The 14,970-nt window shown below is 43.1% G+C and carries 11 protein-coding genes; 8 read left to right on the top strand and 3 right to left on the bottom strand.

Going from position 1 to position 14,970, the window contains the following annotated elements; translation table 11 throughout:
* Positions 1-508 precede the first annotated feature (508 nt).
* The 3 genes from BTU61_RS03735 to nrdI all read left to right on the top strand — a co-directional run bounded on the left by BTU61_RS03735 (position 509) and on the right by nrdI (position 4,771).
* Positions 509-3,298 (top strand): GbpC/Spa domain-containing protein, encoded by a 2,790-nt coding sequence (locus tag BTU61_RS03735; protein ID WP_200772387.1) that lies wholly within the window; start codon positions 509-511, stop codon positions 3,296-3,298.
* A gap of 429 nt (positions 3,299-3,727) precedes the next feature.
* Positions 3,728-4,255, top strand: coding sequence for an ABC transporter permease (locus tag BTU61_RS03740; protein ID WP_187538438.1), 528 nt, complete (start codon positions 3,728-3,730; stop codon positions 4,253-4,255).
* 48 nt (positions 4,256-4,303) lie between these two features.
* A complete protein-coding gene (gene nrdI, locus BTU61_RS03745; protein WP_187538436.1) occupies positions 4,304-4,771 on the top strand; it encodes a class Ib ribonucleoside-diphosphate reductase assembly flavoprotein NrdI in 468 nt (155 codons plus the stop codon).
* A gap of 607 nt (positions 4,772-5,378) precedes the next feature.
* On the opposite strand, the gene argS is transcribed toward nrdI, so the two are convergent.
* Positions 5,379-7,067, bottom strand: a complete 1,689-nt coding sequence (argS, locus tag BTU61_RS03750) for an arginine--tRNA ligase (RefSeq protein ID WP_200772388.1) — start codon at positions 7,065-7,067, stop codon at positions 5,379-5,381.
* Positions 7,068-7,171: 104 nt separating this feature from the next.
* On the opposite strand from argS, the gene argR reads away from it, so the two are divergent.
* Together argR and mutS are read left to right on the top strand one after the other, a co-directional pair.
* On the top strand, positions 7,172-7,612 hold the full coding sequence (gene argR, locus BTU61_RS03755) for an arginine repressor (RefSeq protein WP_187538432.1): 441 nt from the start codon (positions 7,172-7,174) through the stop codon (positions 7,610-7,612).
* A gap of 119 nt (positions 7,613-7,731) precedes the next feature.
* Complete coding sequence (mutS, locus tag BTU61_RS03760; protein WP_200772389.1) at positions 7,732-10,281, top strand: DNA mismatch repair protein MutS; 2,550 nt, start codon at positions 7,732-7,734, stop codon at positions 10,279-10,281.
* A 304-nt stretch (positions 10,282-10,585) separates the two neighbouring features.
* On the opposite strand, the gene BTU61_RS03765 is transcribed toward mutS, so the two are convergent.
* Both BTU61_RS03765 and BTU61_RS03770 read right to left on the bottom strand, forming a co-directional pair.
* Entirely contained in the window at positions 10,586-11,041 is a 456-nt protein-coding gene (locus BTU61_RS03765; protein ID WP_200772390.1) for a DUF3021 domain-containing protein, read from the bottom strand.
* Positions 11,035-11,475, bottom strand: a complete 441-nt coding sequence (locus BTU61_RS03770) for a LytTR family DNA-binding domain-containing protein (RefSeq protein ID WP_200772391.1) — start codon at positions 11,473-11,475, stop codon at positions 11,035-11,037. The genes BTU61_RS03765 and BTU61_RS03770 overlap by 7 nt, the downstream gene beginning before the upstream one ends.
* Positions 11,476-11,720: 245 nt before the next feature.
* On the opposite strand from BTU61_RS03770, the gene mutL reads away from it, so the two are divergent.
* From mutL to BTU61_RS03785, 3 genes are read left to right on the top strand one after another with little or no spacing between them, the layout of a single operon-like run.
* Entirely contained in the window at positions 11,721-13,664 is a 1,944-nt protein-coding gene (gene mutL / locus BTU61_RS03775; RefSeq protein WP_200772392.1) for a DNA mismatch repair endonuclease MutL, read from the top strand.
* Between the two features lie 20 nt (positions 13,665-13,684).
* Positions 13,685-14,278 (top strand): Holliday junction branch migration protein RuvA, encoded by a 594-nt coding sequence (ruvA, locus tag BTU61_RS03780; protein WP_200772393.1) that lies wholly within the window; start codon positions 13,685-13,687, stop codon positions 14,276-14,278.
* 9 nt (positions 14,279-14,287) lie between these two features.
* Positions 14,288-14,854, top strand: a complete 567-nt coding sequence (locus tag BTU61_RS03785; protein ID WP_200772394.1) for a DNA-3-methyladenine glycosylase I — start codon at positions 14,288-14,290, stop codon at positions 14,852-14,854.
* The last annotated feature ends 116 nt before the right edge of the window (positions 14,855-14,970 follow it).

Raw genomic sequence — 14,970 nt, forward strand, 5'->3', positions numbered from 1 at the left:
AATGGCATTTGTTAGCTCTTGCTCCCTTTTTCTATACTGAAATTGGAGGTCTATGACGATCTAGTTGTCTGATTGAAGAATTTACCATAGGAAACAGGGAACCATTTAAAAATCCGACAAGCAATATCATTATTTTGTACTTTCGTGAAAAATCGGGGAAAATTTTACATAACTATTTAGTATATACTAAGAGTATAACTTGTAAGTATTAAAAAATTGCCTTCTTGAATGGGTAAAATTTCCCTGTTCATTAAGAAAACATACATTGAAAATCGTTGAAAACTCTTGAAAATTTCAATAATTGATCCTACTAAATGCAAGCAACCAAAAGAGGAAATCGCAACTGCCTGTAAAATTAAATAGTGTTTAATTAAAGGAATAAAAAATTACAAACTCGACAATTCTATGAAAAAAGTCAATTGTGATAGAATATGATTAACTGGTAGTAGCATTTTTTTGCCCCTACAGTGAGTTTTTTTGATTAAAACAATAAGGAGACTACTAAAATATGAAGAGCTATCGAGAGCATTCTTCCAAGCAAGAAACATTTTCCATCCGTAAGTTATCAGTCGGTGTTGTTTCATTGGCTGTTGCCGGATTGGTAACTGTCAATGCCTATGGAGCTGAGGTCAAGGCTGATGAAGTCACTACGCCTGCAGCAGAAGCTACAACGGCTGCTACTGCAACTGATCATGCAACCTCTCAATTAACATCTACAACTGTGACAGAAGGGAACAAAACCGTTACAACTACTTATGTAGAGTCACCAGAACTTGAAAAAGCAAAAGCAACTGCAAAGACAGAAGGTGCGACAGTAACAGAAGAGGCTGAAAAAATCCAACCATCGATTGCAGCAGCAGAAGTGGATAATAAAGTTCAAACAGCTAAAATCAATACAGCCGTTGAAAACTACAAGAAGGCAAAAGCAGAGTATGAAGCAAAATCTCAAGAAATCACCTTGATGGAAAAGAGAAATGCAGATGCGGAAGCAACTTATAAGAAGCAAGTAGAAGACTACAATACGCAACAAGAAGCTTATAAAGCAACCTTAGCTGAATACAACACGAAAAAAGCAGAATATGATGTTAAAGTAGCTGAAAAAGCAGCAGCGGATAAGGCCAATGCAGAAGCAAAAGCTAAATATGATGCAGAAATGGCTGTTTATAATGCAGCTAAAGCGCAATACGACAAAGATTTACAAAAATACCAAGCTAAGAAAGCCCAATATGATAAAGACAAAGTAGCTTATGATCAGTTGCTGGCTAAGAAAGCAGAAGAAGATGCCGCAAAGGCTCGATACGAAGCGGATCTTGCAACATACAATGCTGAAAAAACACAGTATGAAAATGACTATATTGCTTATCAAAAGAAATTAGCTGAATACGAAATTGCCAAAAAACAATATACGGATGCTAAAGAAGCATACGATAAATATATGACAGACAATGCGTATGCAGATATTAAAAATGTGTCAACTGTCCAAGATTTGACCTTCCAACGTGAAGGCGGAGCAACGCATGTCATTGATGGGATCAGCACCTACCTTACTCGTGATGCCCAAGCTCGTTTGAATACTAGCAATGTGCAACAATATGATTCCAATAAATTGGAAGCTATAGATATTGTAGCAACCAGTCCTTGGGCGAATAATGAGACGGAATACATTCAAGTGAAAGAGGGCGACAAATTTGTTGTGACCTATGACAACTTGAACCAGTCTAGCATGCGTGAAGATGCGGATATGTATCCAATCAAACGTGTGATTTACCGTTATGAGATTTTAAGTCTTCCATCAAACAATGGCAAAGGGATTGCAGCAGTCAGCGCAGATCCAACAGTAACCCTTACAGTTGGTGCTTCAACAGACCAAGATAAACCTGTTAAAGTTGCTGTCGATATTGAATTTTATGATGGTAATGGCAATAAATTTGATTTGACAAAACGCAATGCCATTGTCGCTTTGAACTCCCTTAACCACTGGACAGGTGCTTCCTATGTAGATAGTGGAGACAAACCTCGTGCGATCACAGTAGAAGCCAAGGATGTGAATGGCAACACTGTACGGGGGACATGGGACCCGTATGCAGATGGTTCATCAATGAGCATTGAAAACAATGAAGTGAAGGTTAAAACAGGAAAAGCAGACTTTGGGACTGCTACTGTTTCCATTTCGGCGAACAATCCTCTTAAAATCGTGACACAGACCTATGGTTATGTAGAAGTCGAGGCAGGTAAATGGGCACCAGGTACAACTCCTGAGAAGGAAGAAGTAACAGATGCCTTAACTGTGAATGCTTCAGGTTCAGGAAGTGTTCATTCTATTGGAACGGAAGAATTCACCTTTGAAGGTAAGGATGACGTTCTCGGATCATACAAAGTAGATGCAACGACTGGTCAAATTACGTTCACACCTAAGAAGAAATTCGAAACAGTAAAACACCAAGAATCTGTAAATGTTGGAAGTAATAAATTTATTCCAATTCCAAACTCAAGCGTTTCTTATGATGCGGCTACTAAAGAAGTAACTTCCTTCAAAGATAACCAATATATTGAACATGGTTCCGTCTTTAACGGGGAAACCTCTTCAACTCTTGAAGGTTGGGATAATCCATCTTCTAAATATCTCTATTACGGTGGAGCAGGTTTGAAGATGACAGATGGTCACTTAGTCTTTACCGCTAATGGTGCCAATGCAGCTGGTCAGCCAACGGTTTACTGGTTTGCGATCAACTCAAATGTAGGTCTTCCGAAAGAGCCAGGTGAAGAACCGAAAGAGCCAACAAAACCAACCGAACCAAAGGCTCCAATTCCACCAACGATTATAGTTGAAAATCTACCAGCAGAGCCGACGGAACCAACTCCGCCAACAGCTCCTACAGCTCCTACCGAACCTAACTATACTGTCATTACGGTTGATGTGAAGGAACCAACCGCTCCAACTCCACCAACCAAACCAACCCCACCAACTCCTGAAGTCGTTCCAAACACGAAACCGGTGAAACCGGAAGCTGAAGTGAAATGGCATAAGAATAAAGTAGTAACGGAAACAGCTATTCCAACCCCACCAACGCCAGTTCCACCAACTCCATACAACCCACCAACCCCAATTGTTCCACCAACTCCAGAGGTTCCAAGCGAACCAACTCCTGAAGTTCCGGAACAGCCTGTACAACCTGGGAACCCACAAACACCTGCGCTTCCAAATACAGGTACAGAAAACTCAATTGCAGCTGTTCTTGCAGGTGCGATGGCTGGATTGCTTGGATTGGGCCTTGCTCGCAAGAAAAAAGAGGATTAATTCATATCCCTTTCCTTCGTCCATCTAAATAAAGAAAGTCAGAAGGCAGCTCCTTCTGACTTTTTCAATGGATAGAGAACGACCAAATGGTGAAGAAAAAGGACCGAATAGTTTTGCTTCCGATGAAGAAATAGATTTATTCAACCAAATGGTGTGAAAACAAAGCAGAATAGAAATTTTCTACAAAACCGTCAGCAATAACGGTATACTGTTGGTGTTCGAATGAAAGTTATAGGACTCCGTTATATCTCTAAATAATCCGAATAAAACAGTTAGCATGTCGTTTTTTCATCTTTTGTGCACACTATTTCCAAATGAATTTCATTTGAACAAATCAGTAATAAGGCAAGTACTTCCATGGTTTTGAGGTGCTTGCCTTTCTGTTTGTATCGTGTTATAATAGAGGTTAAGAAATAAAAAGGAGTTTGTATGAAAAAAAATCCGATCTACTTGTATGTCCTTCTGTTTTTCTCTACAGTTGGTACCTTTAATTCGCTGGCGTCAACCTTTATCTCTTCTAAGGCCTTTGAGTTATCAGATGATTTTGCCAAACAAATGGGCTTAACAACTGCTCAAGATAAGGCAGACTACGTAACCTACATGGAAAAATCTGTTCAAGTCAATCAATCTCCCTTCGCCTTTTTGATGGTCTCTTTAATAACGATTGCCTTACTTGCGATCATCTATTTCCTATTTGTGAAGAGAGATTTGTTGAAAGCTCACTATGCCTTTATTGGACAAATCGTGATTAGCTATATCTTCTCTTGCTATAATTATTTTGTATTGAGTTCCTTGTTTTCCGTTTTTTCAAACGAAACTCTTCGCCAACGCTATCAATCCTCCTCAGTATTAGCTTTGTTGCTCTTGACAGCACTAGCAGCTCTATTTTTGGGAATTATTTTGTATAAAACCTTGCGTCTTCGAAAACTTCAAGGTGTTGAAGTTCTAGATAAATAATCAATGAGTGTGAATGAAGCTCTCTTAAATGTTAAGAGAGCTTCTTGATTGGAGAAAAAGATGAAAGTATCCTTTGTTTATATTAGCCTGAGTGGAAATACAGAGAGTTTTGTTCGGCGGTTAAGCGACTATTTGCTTGAAGCGCATCCAGGTCTTGAAATCGAGACGGTTCATGTGAAAGATCTGGTCAAAGAGGGGCACCCTTTCTTTGAAATGACCAATCCTTTTATCACCTTTTTACCGACTTATTTGGAAGGGGGAAATGGTGTAGACAATGGAGACGTGGAGATTTTGACGACAGATGTCGCAGATTTCATTGCCTATGGGAACAATGCCAGCAAGTGTTTGGGCGTTGTAGGCTCAGGAAATCGGAATTTCAACAATCAGTATTGTCTAACTGCCAAGCAATATAGTCAACGTTTTGGTTTTCCAGTGTTGGCAGATTTTGAAATGCGAGGCATGTTGGGAGATATCAAAAAAGTAGCTGCAATTGTGGAAGAACTTTATCAGTTGTAAATGAAAAAAATCGCTGAGGGGCCAGCGATTTGGATTGAAGAAAAAGCCATATTAAAAACTTTCCTTAGGTGAGTACGGACGTCAGCGAACTTCTATGAAGTTCCATGACTAAATCAAGATACAGAGGGCGTCTGCGGATAAAGTCAAAATAGGAAGTTGGACGCAGAATCTCTCAATTCTAGGAGAACTTATCTTTTTGACACGATCCGCAGCCCGTGTTCAATTCGTTTTGAGCCCCTTCGCTCTTTAATTTCTGGGCTCAGGCTAAAACAGTTCCCCAAACTGTTTTACTCTCAAAAATTCCGAGTGCCTGAACCTGTATTGTTTCAGGCACTTTTCTCACAGCGGGAAGTTTTGGTATTTACTTGGTTCATTCTAAAAATTCGATCTCATTTTATTCTCCGCAGAAGCACTTAATTTATTTTACTTGATAAAATAAGTTTTCTACATTCTAAATCGCTGAGGAATCAGTGATTTTTCTTTATATTCAAAGAGAAAAAGGAGACGCGAGGTCTCCTTTTTAAAATTGACGGGTTGTTTCAGTCGTTGATGAACAAAGGACGATTGTCAAGGAGGTGGGAGGTGTTTTCCGGATCCTTGTTGCGCCTTACATCTTCTCTGGTGCTTGTACACCGAGTAGGCGAAGGGCTTCTTTTAATACGACAGCTGTAGAGTAGCTGAGGGCTAGACGGCTTTCGCGTTCAGGGCTTTCGTCCAAGATACGAGTGTGGGCATAGTATTTGTTGAAGGCTTGTGCCAAGCTGATCGCATATTTGGCAATCAAAGATGGATCGTAGTTTTCAGCAGCCCGTTTGACAATACGAGAGAAGTCCTGGAGAAGCTTAATGATTTCCCAACTTTCCGGATCGTTCAAGCTGTATGTTGCATCCGCAGATGGTGTGAAGTTGGCTTTGCGAAGGATGGATTGGATCCGTGCATAAGCATATTGAACGTAAGGGCCAGTTTCCCCTTCAAAGGATACCATGGCTTCAAGGTCAAAGTCATATCCGTTTCGACGGTCTGTCTTCAAGTCGTAGAATTTAACTGCACCAACACCGACTGCATGTGCCACTTCTTCCTTGTTTTCAAGTTCAGGATTTTTTTCTTCGATTTGCGCTTTGGCACGAGAGATGGCTTCTTGAAGAGTTGGTTCAAGCAGGATGATATTTCCTTTACGAGTAGACAGTTTTTGGCGGTTCTTTGTCACCAAACCAAAGTCAACGTGCACCATATCATCGCTCCAGTCAAATCCCATTTTCTTCAACACAGCTTTCAACTGACGGAAGTGGTTAGACTGTTCTTGCCCAACGGCGTAGATGTTCTTGACAAAGTTGTAAGTCCGTGCACGGTACATAGCTGTTGCGATATCACGAGTGATATAAAGAGTGGCACCGTCTGATTTTTTGATCATAGCTGGTGGCAGGTTGACGTCGTCAAGGTCTACGATGCTAGCTCCTTTAGATTCTTTTAACAGACCTTTGTCTTCCAGGATTTGAACCCCTTCATCCATCTTGTCGTTGTAAAAGGCTTCTCCGTTGAGACTGTCAAATTCTACATCAAGCAGTTTGTAAATGCGGTTGAATTCCTCTAAGCTCTCATCGCGGAACCATTGCCATAATTGAGTCGCTTCGGGATCGCCATCTTCCAATTTTTTGAACCATTTACGCCCTTCTTCGTCCAGTTCTGGATCCTGTTCAATTTCGGCGTTGATACGAACGTAAAGTTTTAATAATTCATTAATCGGATTGGCTTCAACAGCTTCTTTGCTTCCCCACTTTTTATAGGCCACCATCAAGAGACCGAACTGTTTACCCCAGTCTCCCAAGTGGTTGATTTTAATCGTTTTGTAGCCCATTTTGCGATAGAGGTTTGAAAGGGCGTCCCCGATAACGGTTGAGCGTAAGTGCCCAACAGAGAAAGGTTTGGCAATGTTTGGACTAGAAAGGTCGATGGTAACGTTTTGACCATGCCCTTCGTCTTGTTGCCCATAGTCTGCACCGGCTGTAATGACGGATTTGATGACGTGGTCAGATATCTTAGATTTGTCTAAGAAAAAGTTGACATAAGGTCCAGTTGCAACGACCTTTTCAAAGGCGCTTTGGTCGATCTTTTCAGCAATTTCTGTAGCAATAGCTTGAGGAGCCTTACGTTCCACTTTAGCAAGTGAGAAGGCTGGAAAGGCAATGTCACCAAGATCTGAAGATTTTGGTTGCTCAAGTAAATTCAAAATAGCGTCTTGATCAAGAGAGTCAATCACTTTGGCCAATTCACTAGCAATTAGTTCTTTATTGTTCATAGTTTCTCCTTAGTCCTTTTAACTATTATTTTAACACAAATTTAAGCTAAATTTCAATTTTTTTGGTATAATTTAGAGTATATTTATTCAAAAGTGGAGGTCCAATGAAAAAGACAGAACGTCACCTTTTGATTCAACAGATGATTCGAAATGAAAAATTGTCAACTCAAAAAGAGATTCAGGATCGTTTGGAGGCAAAAGGGATTGCAGTAACGCAAACGACACTCTCACGAGATTTACGAGATCTTGGTCTTGTGAAGGTGAAACGAAAAGATCAATTGTATTATATTTTGCCAAATGAACCAGAGGTAGCAGAAATTTATATTATGTTAGCTACTCATGCCAAATCCATCTCTCGGGCCGAATTCACACTGGTACTAAGAACAGAGCTCGGAGAAGCAGCTCTATTGGCCAATGGCGTGGATGAAATGACAGATGAGCGTATCCTAGGGACAGTAGCGGGTGCCAACACACTATTGATTATCTGCCGCGATCAAGAAGCAGCCATTGAGATTCAAGGTGAAATTTCAGGAATGATGCATTAATCAAGCTCATTTTCAAATGAAATAGGAGGAAGATAGAGGCTAGCATTGGTCGGAGCTATCTACTCCTGTTTTTATCTATAGCTTGTATCAGGAAATGCAACAGTAAGGAATAACAAAGTATGACAGTAGAAAAAATATCCCCTGGTATGCAACAGTATCTAGATATCAAAAAAGACTATCCAGATGCTTTTTTGCTGTTTCGCATGGGAGATTTTTACGAATTATTTTATGAAGATGCAGTAAATGCGGCCCAAATTTTAGAGATTTCTTTAACCTCACGGAATAAAAATGCAGAGCATCCGATCCCCATGGCCGGTGTTCCCTACCACTCGGCCCAGCAGTATATTGATGTTCTCATCGAACAGGGCTATAAGGTCGCGATTGCCGAACAAATGGAAGACCCCAAAGAAGCCAAGGGAGTTGTCAAGCGGGAAGTGGTACAGGTGATTACCCCTGGGACAGTGGTGGATTCTACCAAACCAGATAGCGAGAATAACTTTCTGGTGGCTCTGGATCAATCAGGGACTAATTATGGACTAGCCTATATGGATCTAGTAACAGGGGAATTTCAGGTGACCACCCTTAATGACTTCACTATGGTTTGTGGAGAAATCCGCAATTTACGGGCGCGTGAGGTGGTCCTGGGTTATGAGTTACCAGAACAGGAAGAGCGTGTTTTTGTAAGCCAGATGAATCTCTTGCTGTCACATGTAGAGATGGTGTTTGACGATGTCCAACTCTTAGGAGATCATCTGAGTGAGTTAGAAAAGAAAACGGCAGGAAAACTTCTTCAGTATGTCCACCAGACACAAATGCGGGAATTGAGCCACCTTAAGAAAGCTCATCATTATGAGATTTGTGATTTCTTGCAGATGGACTTTGCGACCAAGGCTAGTCTTGATTTGACGGAGAATGCTCGGACTGGGAAGAAACATGGTAGCTTGTATTGGTATTTAGATGAAACCAGGACAGCCATGGGAGGCCGTTTGTTGCGGTCCTGGATTCAGAAACCCTTGGTCGATTTGAAACGGATCCAAGAGCGTCAAGATGTCATTCAGGTCTTTATGGATCATTTCTTTGAACGAAGCGACCTGACCGACAGCCTCAAAGGGGTCTATGATATTGAACGCTTAGCGAGCCGGGTTTCCTTTGGCAAGATCAATCCCAAGGATCTCTTGCAGCTAGGAGACACCCTGAGTCATGTACCAACGATCAAGTCGATCTTACTGGGTATTGGGGATCCTGTCTTGGATGTCTTGATTGCACGCTTGGATGAACTTCCTGAATTGCACCGCTTGATTACATCAGCTATTGCTCCGGAAGCGTCTGCTGTTATTACAGAGGGAAATATCATCCGAACAGGTTTTGACGAGCAATTGGATCAGTACCGTGTCGTTCTTCGGGATGGTACTGGTTGGATAGCAGAGATTGAAGCCAAGGAGCGCGAAGCCAGCGGTATTACAGGCTTAAAAATCGATTACAACAAGAAGGATGGCTACTATTTCCATGTCACCAATTCTCAATTGAGCCACGTTCCTGCTCATTTTTTCCGCAAGGCGACCTTGAAAAATTCAGAACGCTTTGGTACGGAAGAATTGGCACGCATCGAAGGAGATATGCTTGAGGCGCGTGAGAAGTCTGCTAATCTTGAATATACGATTTTTATGCGGATTCGTGAAGAAGTTGGCAAGTATATCCAGCGCCTGCAAGAGTTGGCTCAAGCGATTGCGACGGTTGATGTTTTACAAAGTTTAGCCAGTGTTGCTGAGTCGCAACAATTGATTCGTCCGCTCTTCCATGACGAAAGACGGATCGCGATCGACAAAGGTCGTCATCCGGTTGTTGAAAAAGTGATGGGGGCCCAGTCCTATATTCCTAATAGCATCTTTATGGATGAAGAACGGGACATTCAGCTGATTACTGGTCCAAATATGAGCGGGAAATCTACCTATATGCGCCAATTGGCGATCATTGTGATTCTTGCCCAAATTGGCTCCTATGTTCCAGCGCAAAAGGCTGAGTTGCCAATCTTTGATGCCATTTATACCCGAATCGGAGCTGCGGATGATCTGGTATCGGGTCAGTCTACCTTTATGGTAGAGATGATGGAGGCCAATCACGCTATTCGCAAGGCAACGCCCCAGTCCTTGATTTTATTTGATGAGTTGGGACGGGGAACGGCAACCTATGATGGAATGGCTCTTGCCCAGTCCATTATCGAATACATCCACGATCGTACCGGTGCTAAGACCTTGTTTGCAACCCATTACCATGAGTTGACAGCTCTCTCAGAGAGCCTGTCCCGCTTGGAAAATGTCCATGTTGCGACCATAGAGCGAGATGGTCAGGTGACCTTCTTGCACAAGATTGAACCCGGCCCAGCGGATAAGTCCTATGGGATTCATGTAGCAAAGATCGCTGGTTTGCCAGAAGAGTTGTTGAAGCGGGCAGATGCGATTTTGACCAAGCTCGAAGGACAAGCCCAGCAAGTACCGCTTGAGGATGCAACTCCTAAAAAGGAAGTACCTTCACAGGTTGCTGAACAAATGTCCCTCTTTGAGGAAGTGACAGAAAATACAGTGATCACAGAATTGAAGAATCTGGATCTCTACAATATGACTCCCATGGAAGTCATGATGGCAGTCGCCGAATTGAAAAAGAAATTGTAAAAAAAGATCCTCGTGACGGCGAGGATCTCAGATTGAAGACAAAGTCATCTTAGAAACTTTCCTTAGGTGAGTCCGGACGTCAGCGAACTTCTACGAAGTTCCATGACTTAGTTTTGAGCCTGAGGTCTCAAAACTCCCGAGTGCCTGAAACACAATTGTTTCAGGCACTTTTCTCACATCGGAAAGTTTCAGTAGATGATTGAATAACTATAACAAGTATCATTTTTATAGGATTTATTAGATTTGTATAAAAGAACAGCTTATATCCACTTTCAGATCCTTGTAGCACTAGGGGTCTTTTTGCTTAGTGGTTAGTAATGCTTTGATTGATTTCTTGGACTTGTTTTTTGTAAAAATGATGGGAGACCAACCAGATGATCACATAAACGAGGGTGAATTCGACAATGAGCGAGAGGTAAAATCCTAGTCGTGCTGGGAACCAGCCGGCCAAGGTAGCTAGAGGAATAAAACCAAGTAACATGAGCAAATAGTGGCTCAGAGAGGCACGCAAGAGGCTCCAGTCTTTTTGAAAGAGGAGACTTCCCAAGCTAAAGAGGACCCCAATCGCACCCCAGACGAGGACGCAATAAAGCATGACCAGTGAGCCGTGAACATGATGCAAGAACATCCAGCGGCCAACAGCAGAATTAGGACTTAAGGGAAGGTACAACTCTGGTGAGAAGCGGTAGGAAAAGAAGATGGATAGGATGAGCCCGATGAGAATCCCTTTCAGGGCGTCAGAAAATGATTGTTTTAGCATGATAATTTCTCCTTAATAGCTTTTAAATAACGACGGGAGGAGTAGGTCAGATTCCCGTTTTTGAGATAGATTTGAACCGATCCGCTACCGGTAAAATGCAGGTGATCGATTTCTTTGGTATTAATAATTTCAGATTGGGAAATTTTGAGAAAGAAGGTCGGTAAGTCTTCGGATAGCTGATAGAGTGGTCCAGTTAGAATAAACTGATCTGACATGGTCTCACCAATCACTTGCCGATTTTCTATGTAAAAACGTTGGAATAGCTGGCTTTCGATCAGGTAAGCCTCCCCATCCTTTTTGGCACGTAAGCGCCCTTTTTGATCCAATTCTTCCACAAAGTCACGGATTTTCTCTACACGCGCAGATAGTGTAGGTGCCGTAATCGTCACCGCTTCTTCTTGGAAGTGGGAATCAATGTGTACTTCTACTTTCATAAGATATTTTCTCCCTCCTTAGGTAAAGTCGGTTAGCCTGCTAGCCCGGCTCCTTCTTTACACTACTATTAAACACTTTTTCCAAAGGGAAGACAAGGGGATTTGTTTATGTGGTCATTTTCTTTGCCTATGCGGTTTTTAGGGAAGAAGATGGGGCCAACCTCCATTTTTTAAGAAAGGGAGTCCTGTGGATCTGTGGTATAATAGAGCTACATGTATCGGTGAAAAAAGGTAAAGGAGCAGCTATGTCACAGATTATTGAATTGCCAGAAGTCCTAGCCAACCAGATTGCGGCAGGTGAAGTAATTGAACGACCTGCTAGTGTGGTCAAGGAATTGGTTGAAAACTCGATCGATGCTGGAGCTAGCCAGATCGTCGTTGAAATCGAAGAAGCAGGATTGAAGTCGATTCGGATCACAGACAATGGGGAAGGAATTGCGCATGATGAGGTCGCTCTGGCTCTTCGTCGACATGCGACCAGTAAGATCAAGAATCAAGCGGATCTTTTTCGCATTCGAACCCTTGGTTTTCGTGGTGAGGCCATGCCTTCCATTGCTTCTGTTAGTATTCTAACCCTTCTAACGGCTCAAGAAGGAGCTGCCCACGGGACCAAATTGGTCGCAAAGGGTGGCGAAATTGAGGAATTGGGGCCAGCGACCAGCCCTGTCGGGACCAAGATTACAGTAGAAGATCTCTTTTTTAATACCCCTGCTCGTCTCAAGTATTTAAAGAGCCAGCAGGCAGAGCTATCCCATATCGTGGATATTCTCAATCGCTTGAGCTTGGCCCATCCAGAGATTGCTTTCACCTTAATCAATGATGGAAAAGAAATGACTAAAACAGCAGGGACTGGCAATCTTCGGCAAGCGATTGCGGGCGTCTATGGTCTAGCTTCTGCCAAGAAGATGGTGGCCATTGAAAATCGCGACCTAGATTTTGAAGTGACGGGCTTTGTGTCTTTGCCTGAATTGACTCGTGCCAATCGCAATTACATCAGTCTCTTTATCAACGGCCGTTACATCAAGAATTTCTTGCTCAATCGGGCTATTTTAGACGGTTACGGCAGTAAACTCATGGTGGGTCGCTTCCCGCTCGCGATCATTCATATCCAGATCGACCCTTACTTAGCGGATGTCAATGTTCACCCGACCAAGCAAGAGGTTCGTATCTCCAAAGAACGAGAACTGATGGCCTTGATCTCCCAAGCCATTGCGAATGCTCTGAAAGAGCAGGACCTAATTCCGGATGCTCTAGAAAATCTAGCCAAGTCGACCATTCGCCGAACAGAAAAGCCGGTACAGACAACCTTGCCTTTAAAAGAAAACCGCCTCTATTATGACCGAGAGAGTCAAGATTTCAAGCTTCGTCCAGAGGTGGCAGATCCTCAACTGCCTCTAACAGATGAGGTGGCTACAGATTCTACAAGCCAAGAAAAACCGGCAGAAAAACCGACAAGCGTGATCAAGTTTGCGGAAAGAAAGGTTGTGGTTTATGATGAACTGGATCACCCAGAGTTGGATCTAGCTAGTCTAGACAAGGCTTATGACAAGTTGGACGGGGAAGAACATTCGACCTTCCCAGAGTTGGAATATTTTGGTCAGATGCATGGAACCTATCTCTTTGCCCAAGGCAATGGGGGCCTCTATATCATCGACCAACATGCGGCCCAAGAACGGGTCAAATACGAAGAATACCGGGAGAGCATCGGGGATGTGGACAGTAGTCAGCAACAACTGCTGGTGCCTTATATCTTTGAGTTCCCTGCAGATGATCTGATCCGCCTGCAACAGCGCAAACACCTCTTAGAGGAAGTGGGCGTCTATCTAGAAGAGTACGGGGTCAACCAGTTGATCTTGCGGGAGCACCCTATCTGGATGAAGGAAGAAGAGATCGAGTCGGGCATCTATGAGATGTGTGACATGCTCCTCTTGACCAAGGAAGTGTCCATCAAGAAATACCGGGCTGAGTTGGCCATCATGATGTCCTGCAAACGCTCCATCAAGGCCAACCACACCCTGGACGATTACTCCGCGCGTGATCTGATCTACCAACTATCCCAATGCGACAACCCTTATAACTGCCCTCATGGCCGTCCGGTTTTGGTTAACTTTACCAAGTCAGATATGGAAAAGATGTTCCGACGCATTCAGGAAAATCACACCAGTTTACGGGAATTGGGCAAGTATTAAACAAACAATAAAGGAAGATTATGTACGAATACATTAAAGGAATCTTAACGAAAATCACCGCCAAATACATCGTGGTGGAAACAGCTGGGATCGGCTATCTCTTGCATGTGGCCAATCCCTATGCCTACTCTGGCAAAATGAATCAAGAGGTGCAAGTCTATCTGCACCAAGTGGTCCGTGAAGACGCTCACCTTCTCTATGGCTTTGTGACAGAAGAAGAGAAAAAGCTCTTTCTGAACTTGATCTCAGTCTCTGGAATCGGCCCAGTCTCAGCTCTAGCCATCATTGCTGCGGATGACAATGCAGGCCTTGTCCAAGCCATCGAAAGCAAGAACATCACCTACTTGACCAAGTTTCCGAAGATCGGCAAGAAAACTGCCCAACAGATGGTGTTGGACCTGGAAGGTAAGATCAATCTTGATCTAGAAGATGCACCGGCTCAGTCCAAAGCCAAAGTTGCAGAAGAAAACCAAGCCCTTGAAGAAGCTATGGAAGCCATGTTGGCTTTGGGCTACAAGGCAACGGAACTCAAGAAAATCAAGAAATTCTTCGAAGGGACGACCGATACAGCAGAGAACTATATCAAGTCGGCTCTTAAGATGTTGGTGAAATAGGAGAAGTCTATGCCAAAACGTTGTGGCTGGGTTAAAATGAACAACCCGCTCTATGTAGTCTACCATGATGAGGAGTGGGGACGTCCCCTCCATGATGACCAAGCGCTTTTTGAGTTACTCTGTATGGAGACCTATCAGGCGGGACTTTCTTGGGAAACGGTGCTCAATAAACGCAAGGCTTTCCGTGAGGTTTTTCATGGCTATCACCTCCAAGGTGTTGCAGAGATGACGGATGAGGAGCTGGAAGCTTTGTTAGACAATCCAGCCATCATTCGAAATCGAGCTAAGATCTTTGCTACCCGTGCCAACGCCCAAGCCTTTTTACAAGTCCAGGCAGAATTCGGCTCTTTTGATGCCTATCTCTGGTCTTTTGTTGGTGGAACAACCATCAACAATGATGTGCCTGATTACCAGCAGGCCCCTGCGAAGACAGCTCTTTCCGAGCAGTTGGCTAAAGATCTCAAAAAGCGTGGTTTCAAGTTTGCGGGTCCCGTTGCGGTCCTATCCTACCTACAAGCAGCAGGCCTCGTCAATGATCATGAGAATGATTGTGAATGGAAAAGTGGAAATAAGTAACTTTAGAAGATGACTAGAATATCAGAGAATATAGAAAAAGAGAGTGGGACAGAAATCGGTCATTCGTTAGAATTCGATTTCGTCGTCCCACCTCCGCACAGTTGAGTAGGGCTGTA

This window comes from Streptococcus lactarius (genome assembly GCF_016642265.1).
GTDB lineage: Bacteria > Bacillota > Bacilli > Lactobacillales > Streptococcaceae > Streptococcus > Streptococcus lactarius.

Bases quoted from the DNA above. Each gene is read 5' to 3' on its own strand.
- BTU61_RS03735 (WP_200772387.1), top strand. From the start codon at position 509: ATGAAGAGCTATCGAGAGCATTCTTCCAAGCAAGAAACATTTTCCATC.
- BTU61_RS03740 (WP_187538438.1), top strand. From the start codon at position 3,728: ATGAAAAAAAATCCGATCTACTTGTATGTCCTTCTGTTTTTCTCTACA.
- argS (WP_200772388.1), bottom strand. From the start codon at position 7,067: ATGAACAATAAAGAACTAATTGCTAGTGAATTGGCCAAAGTGATTGAC.
- argR (WP_187538432.1), top strand. From the start codon at position 7,172: ATGAAAAAGACAGAACGTCACCTTTTGATTCAACAGATGATTCGAAAT.
- mutS (WP_200772389.1), top strand. From the start codon at position 7,732: ATGACAGTAGAAAAAATATCCCCTGGTATGCAACAGTATCTAGATATC.
- BTU61_RS03765 (WP_200772390.1), bottom strand. From the start codon at position 11,041: ATGCTAAAACAATCATTTTCTGACGCCCTGAAAGGGATTCTCATCGGG.
- BTU61_RS03770 (WP_200772391.1), bottom strand. From the start codon at position 11,475: ATGAAAGTAGAAGTACACATTGATTCCCACTTCCAAGAAGAAGCGGTG.
- mutL (WP_200772392.1), top strand. From the start codon at position 11,721: ATGTCACAGATTATTGAATTGCCAGAAGTCCTAGCCAACCAGATTGCG.
- ruvA (WP_200772393.1), top strand. From the start codon at position 13,685: ATGTACGAATACATTAAAGGAATCTTAACGAAAATCACCGCCAAATAC.
- BTU61_RS03785 (WP_200772394.1), top strand. From the start codon at position 14,288: ATGCCAAAACGTTGTGGCTGGGTTAAAATGAACAACCCGCTCTATGTA.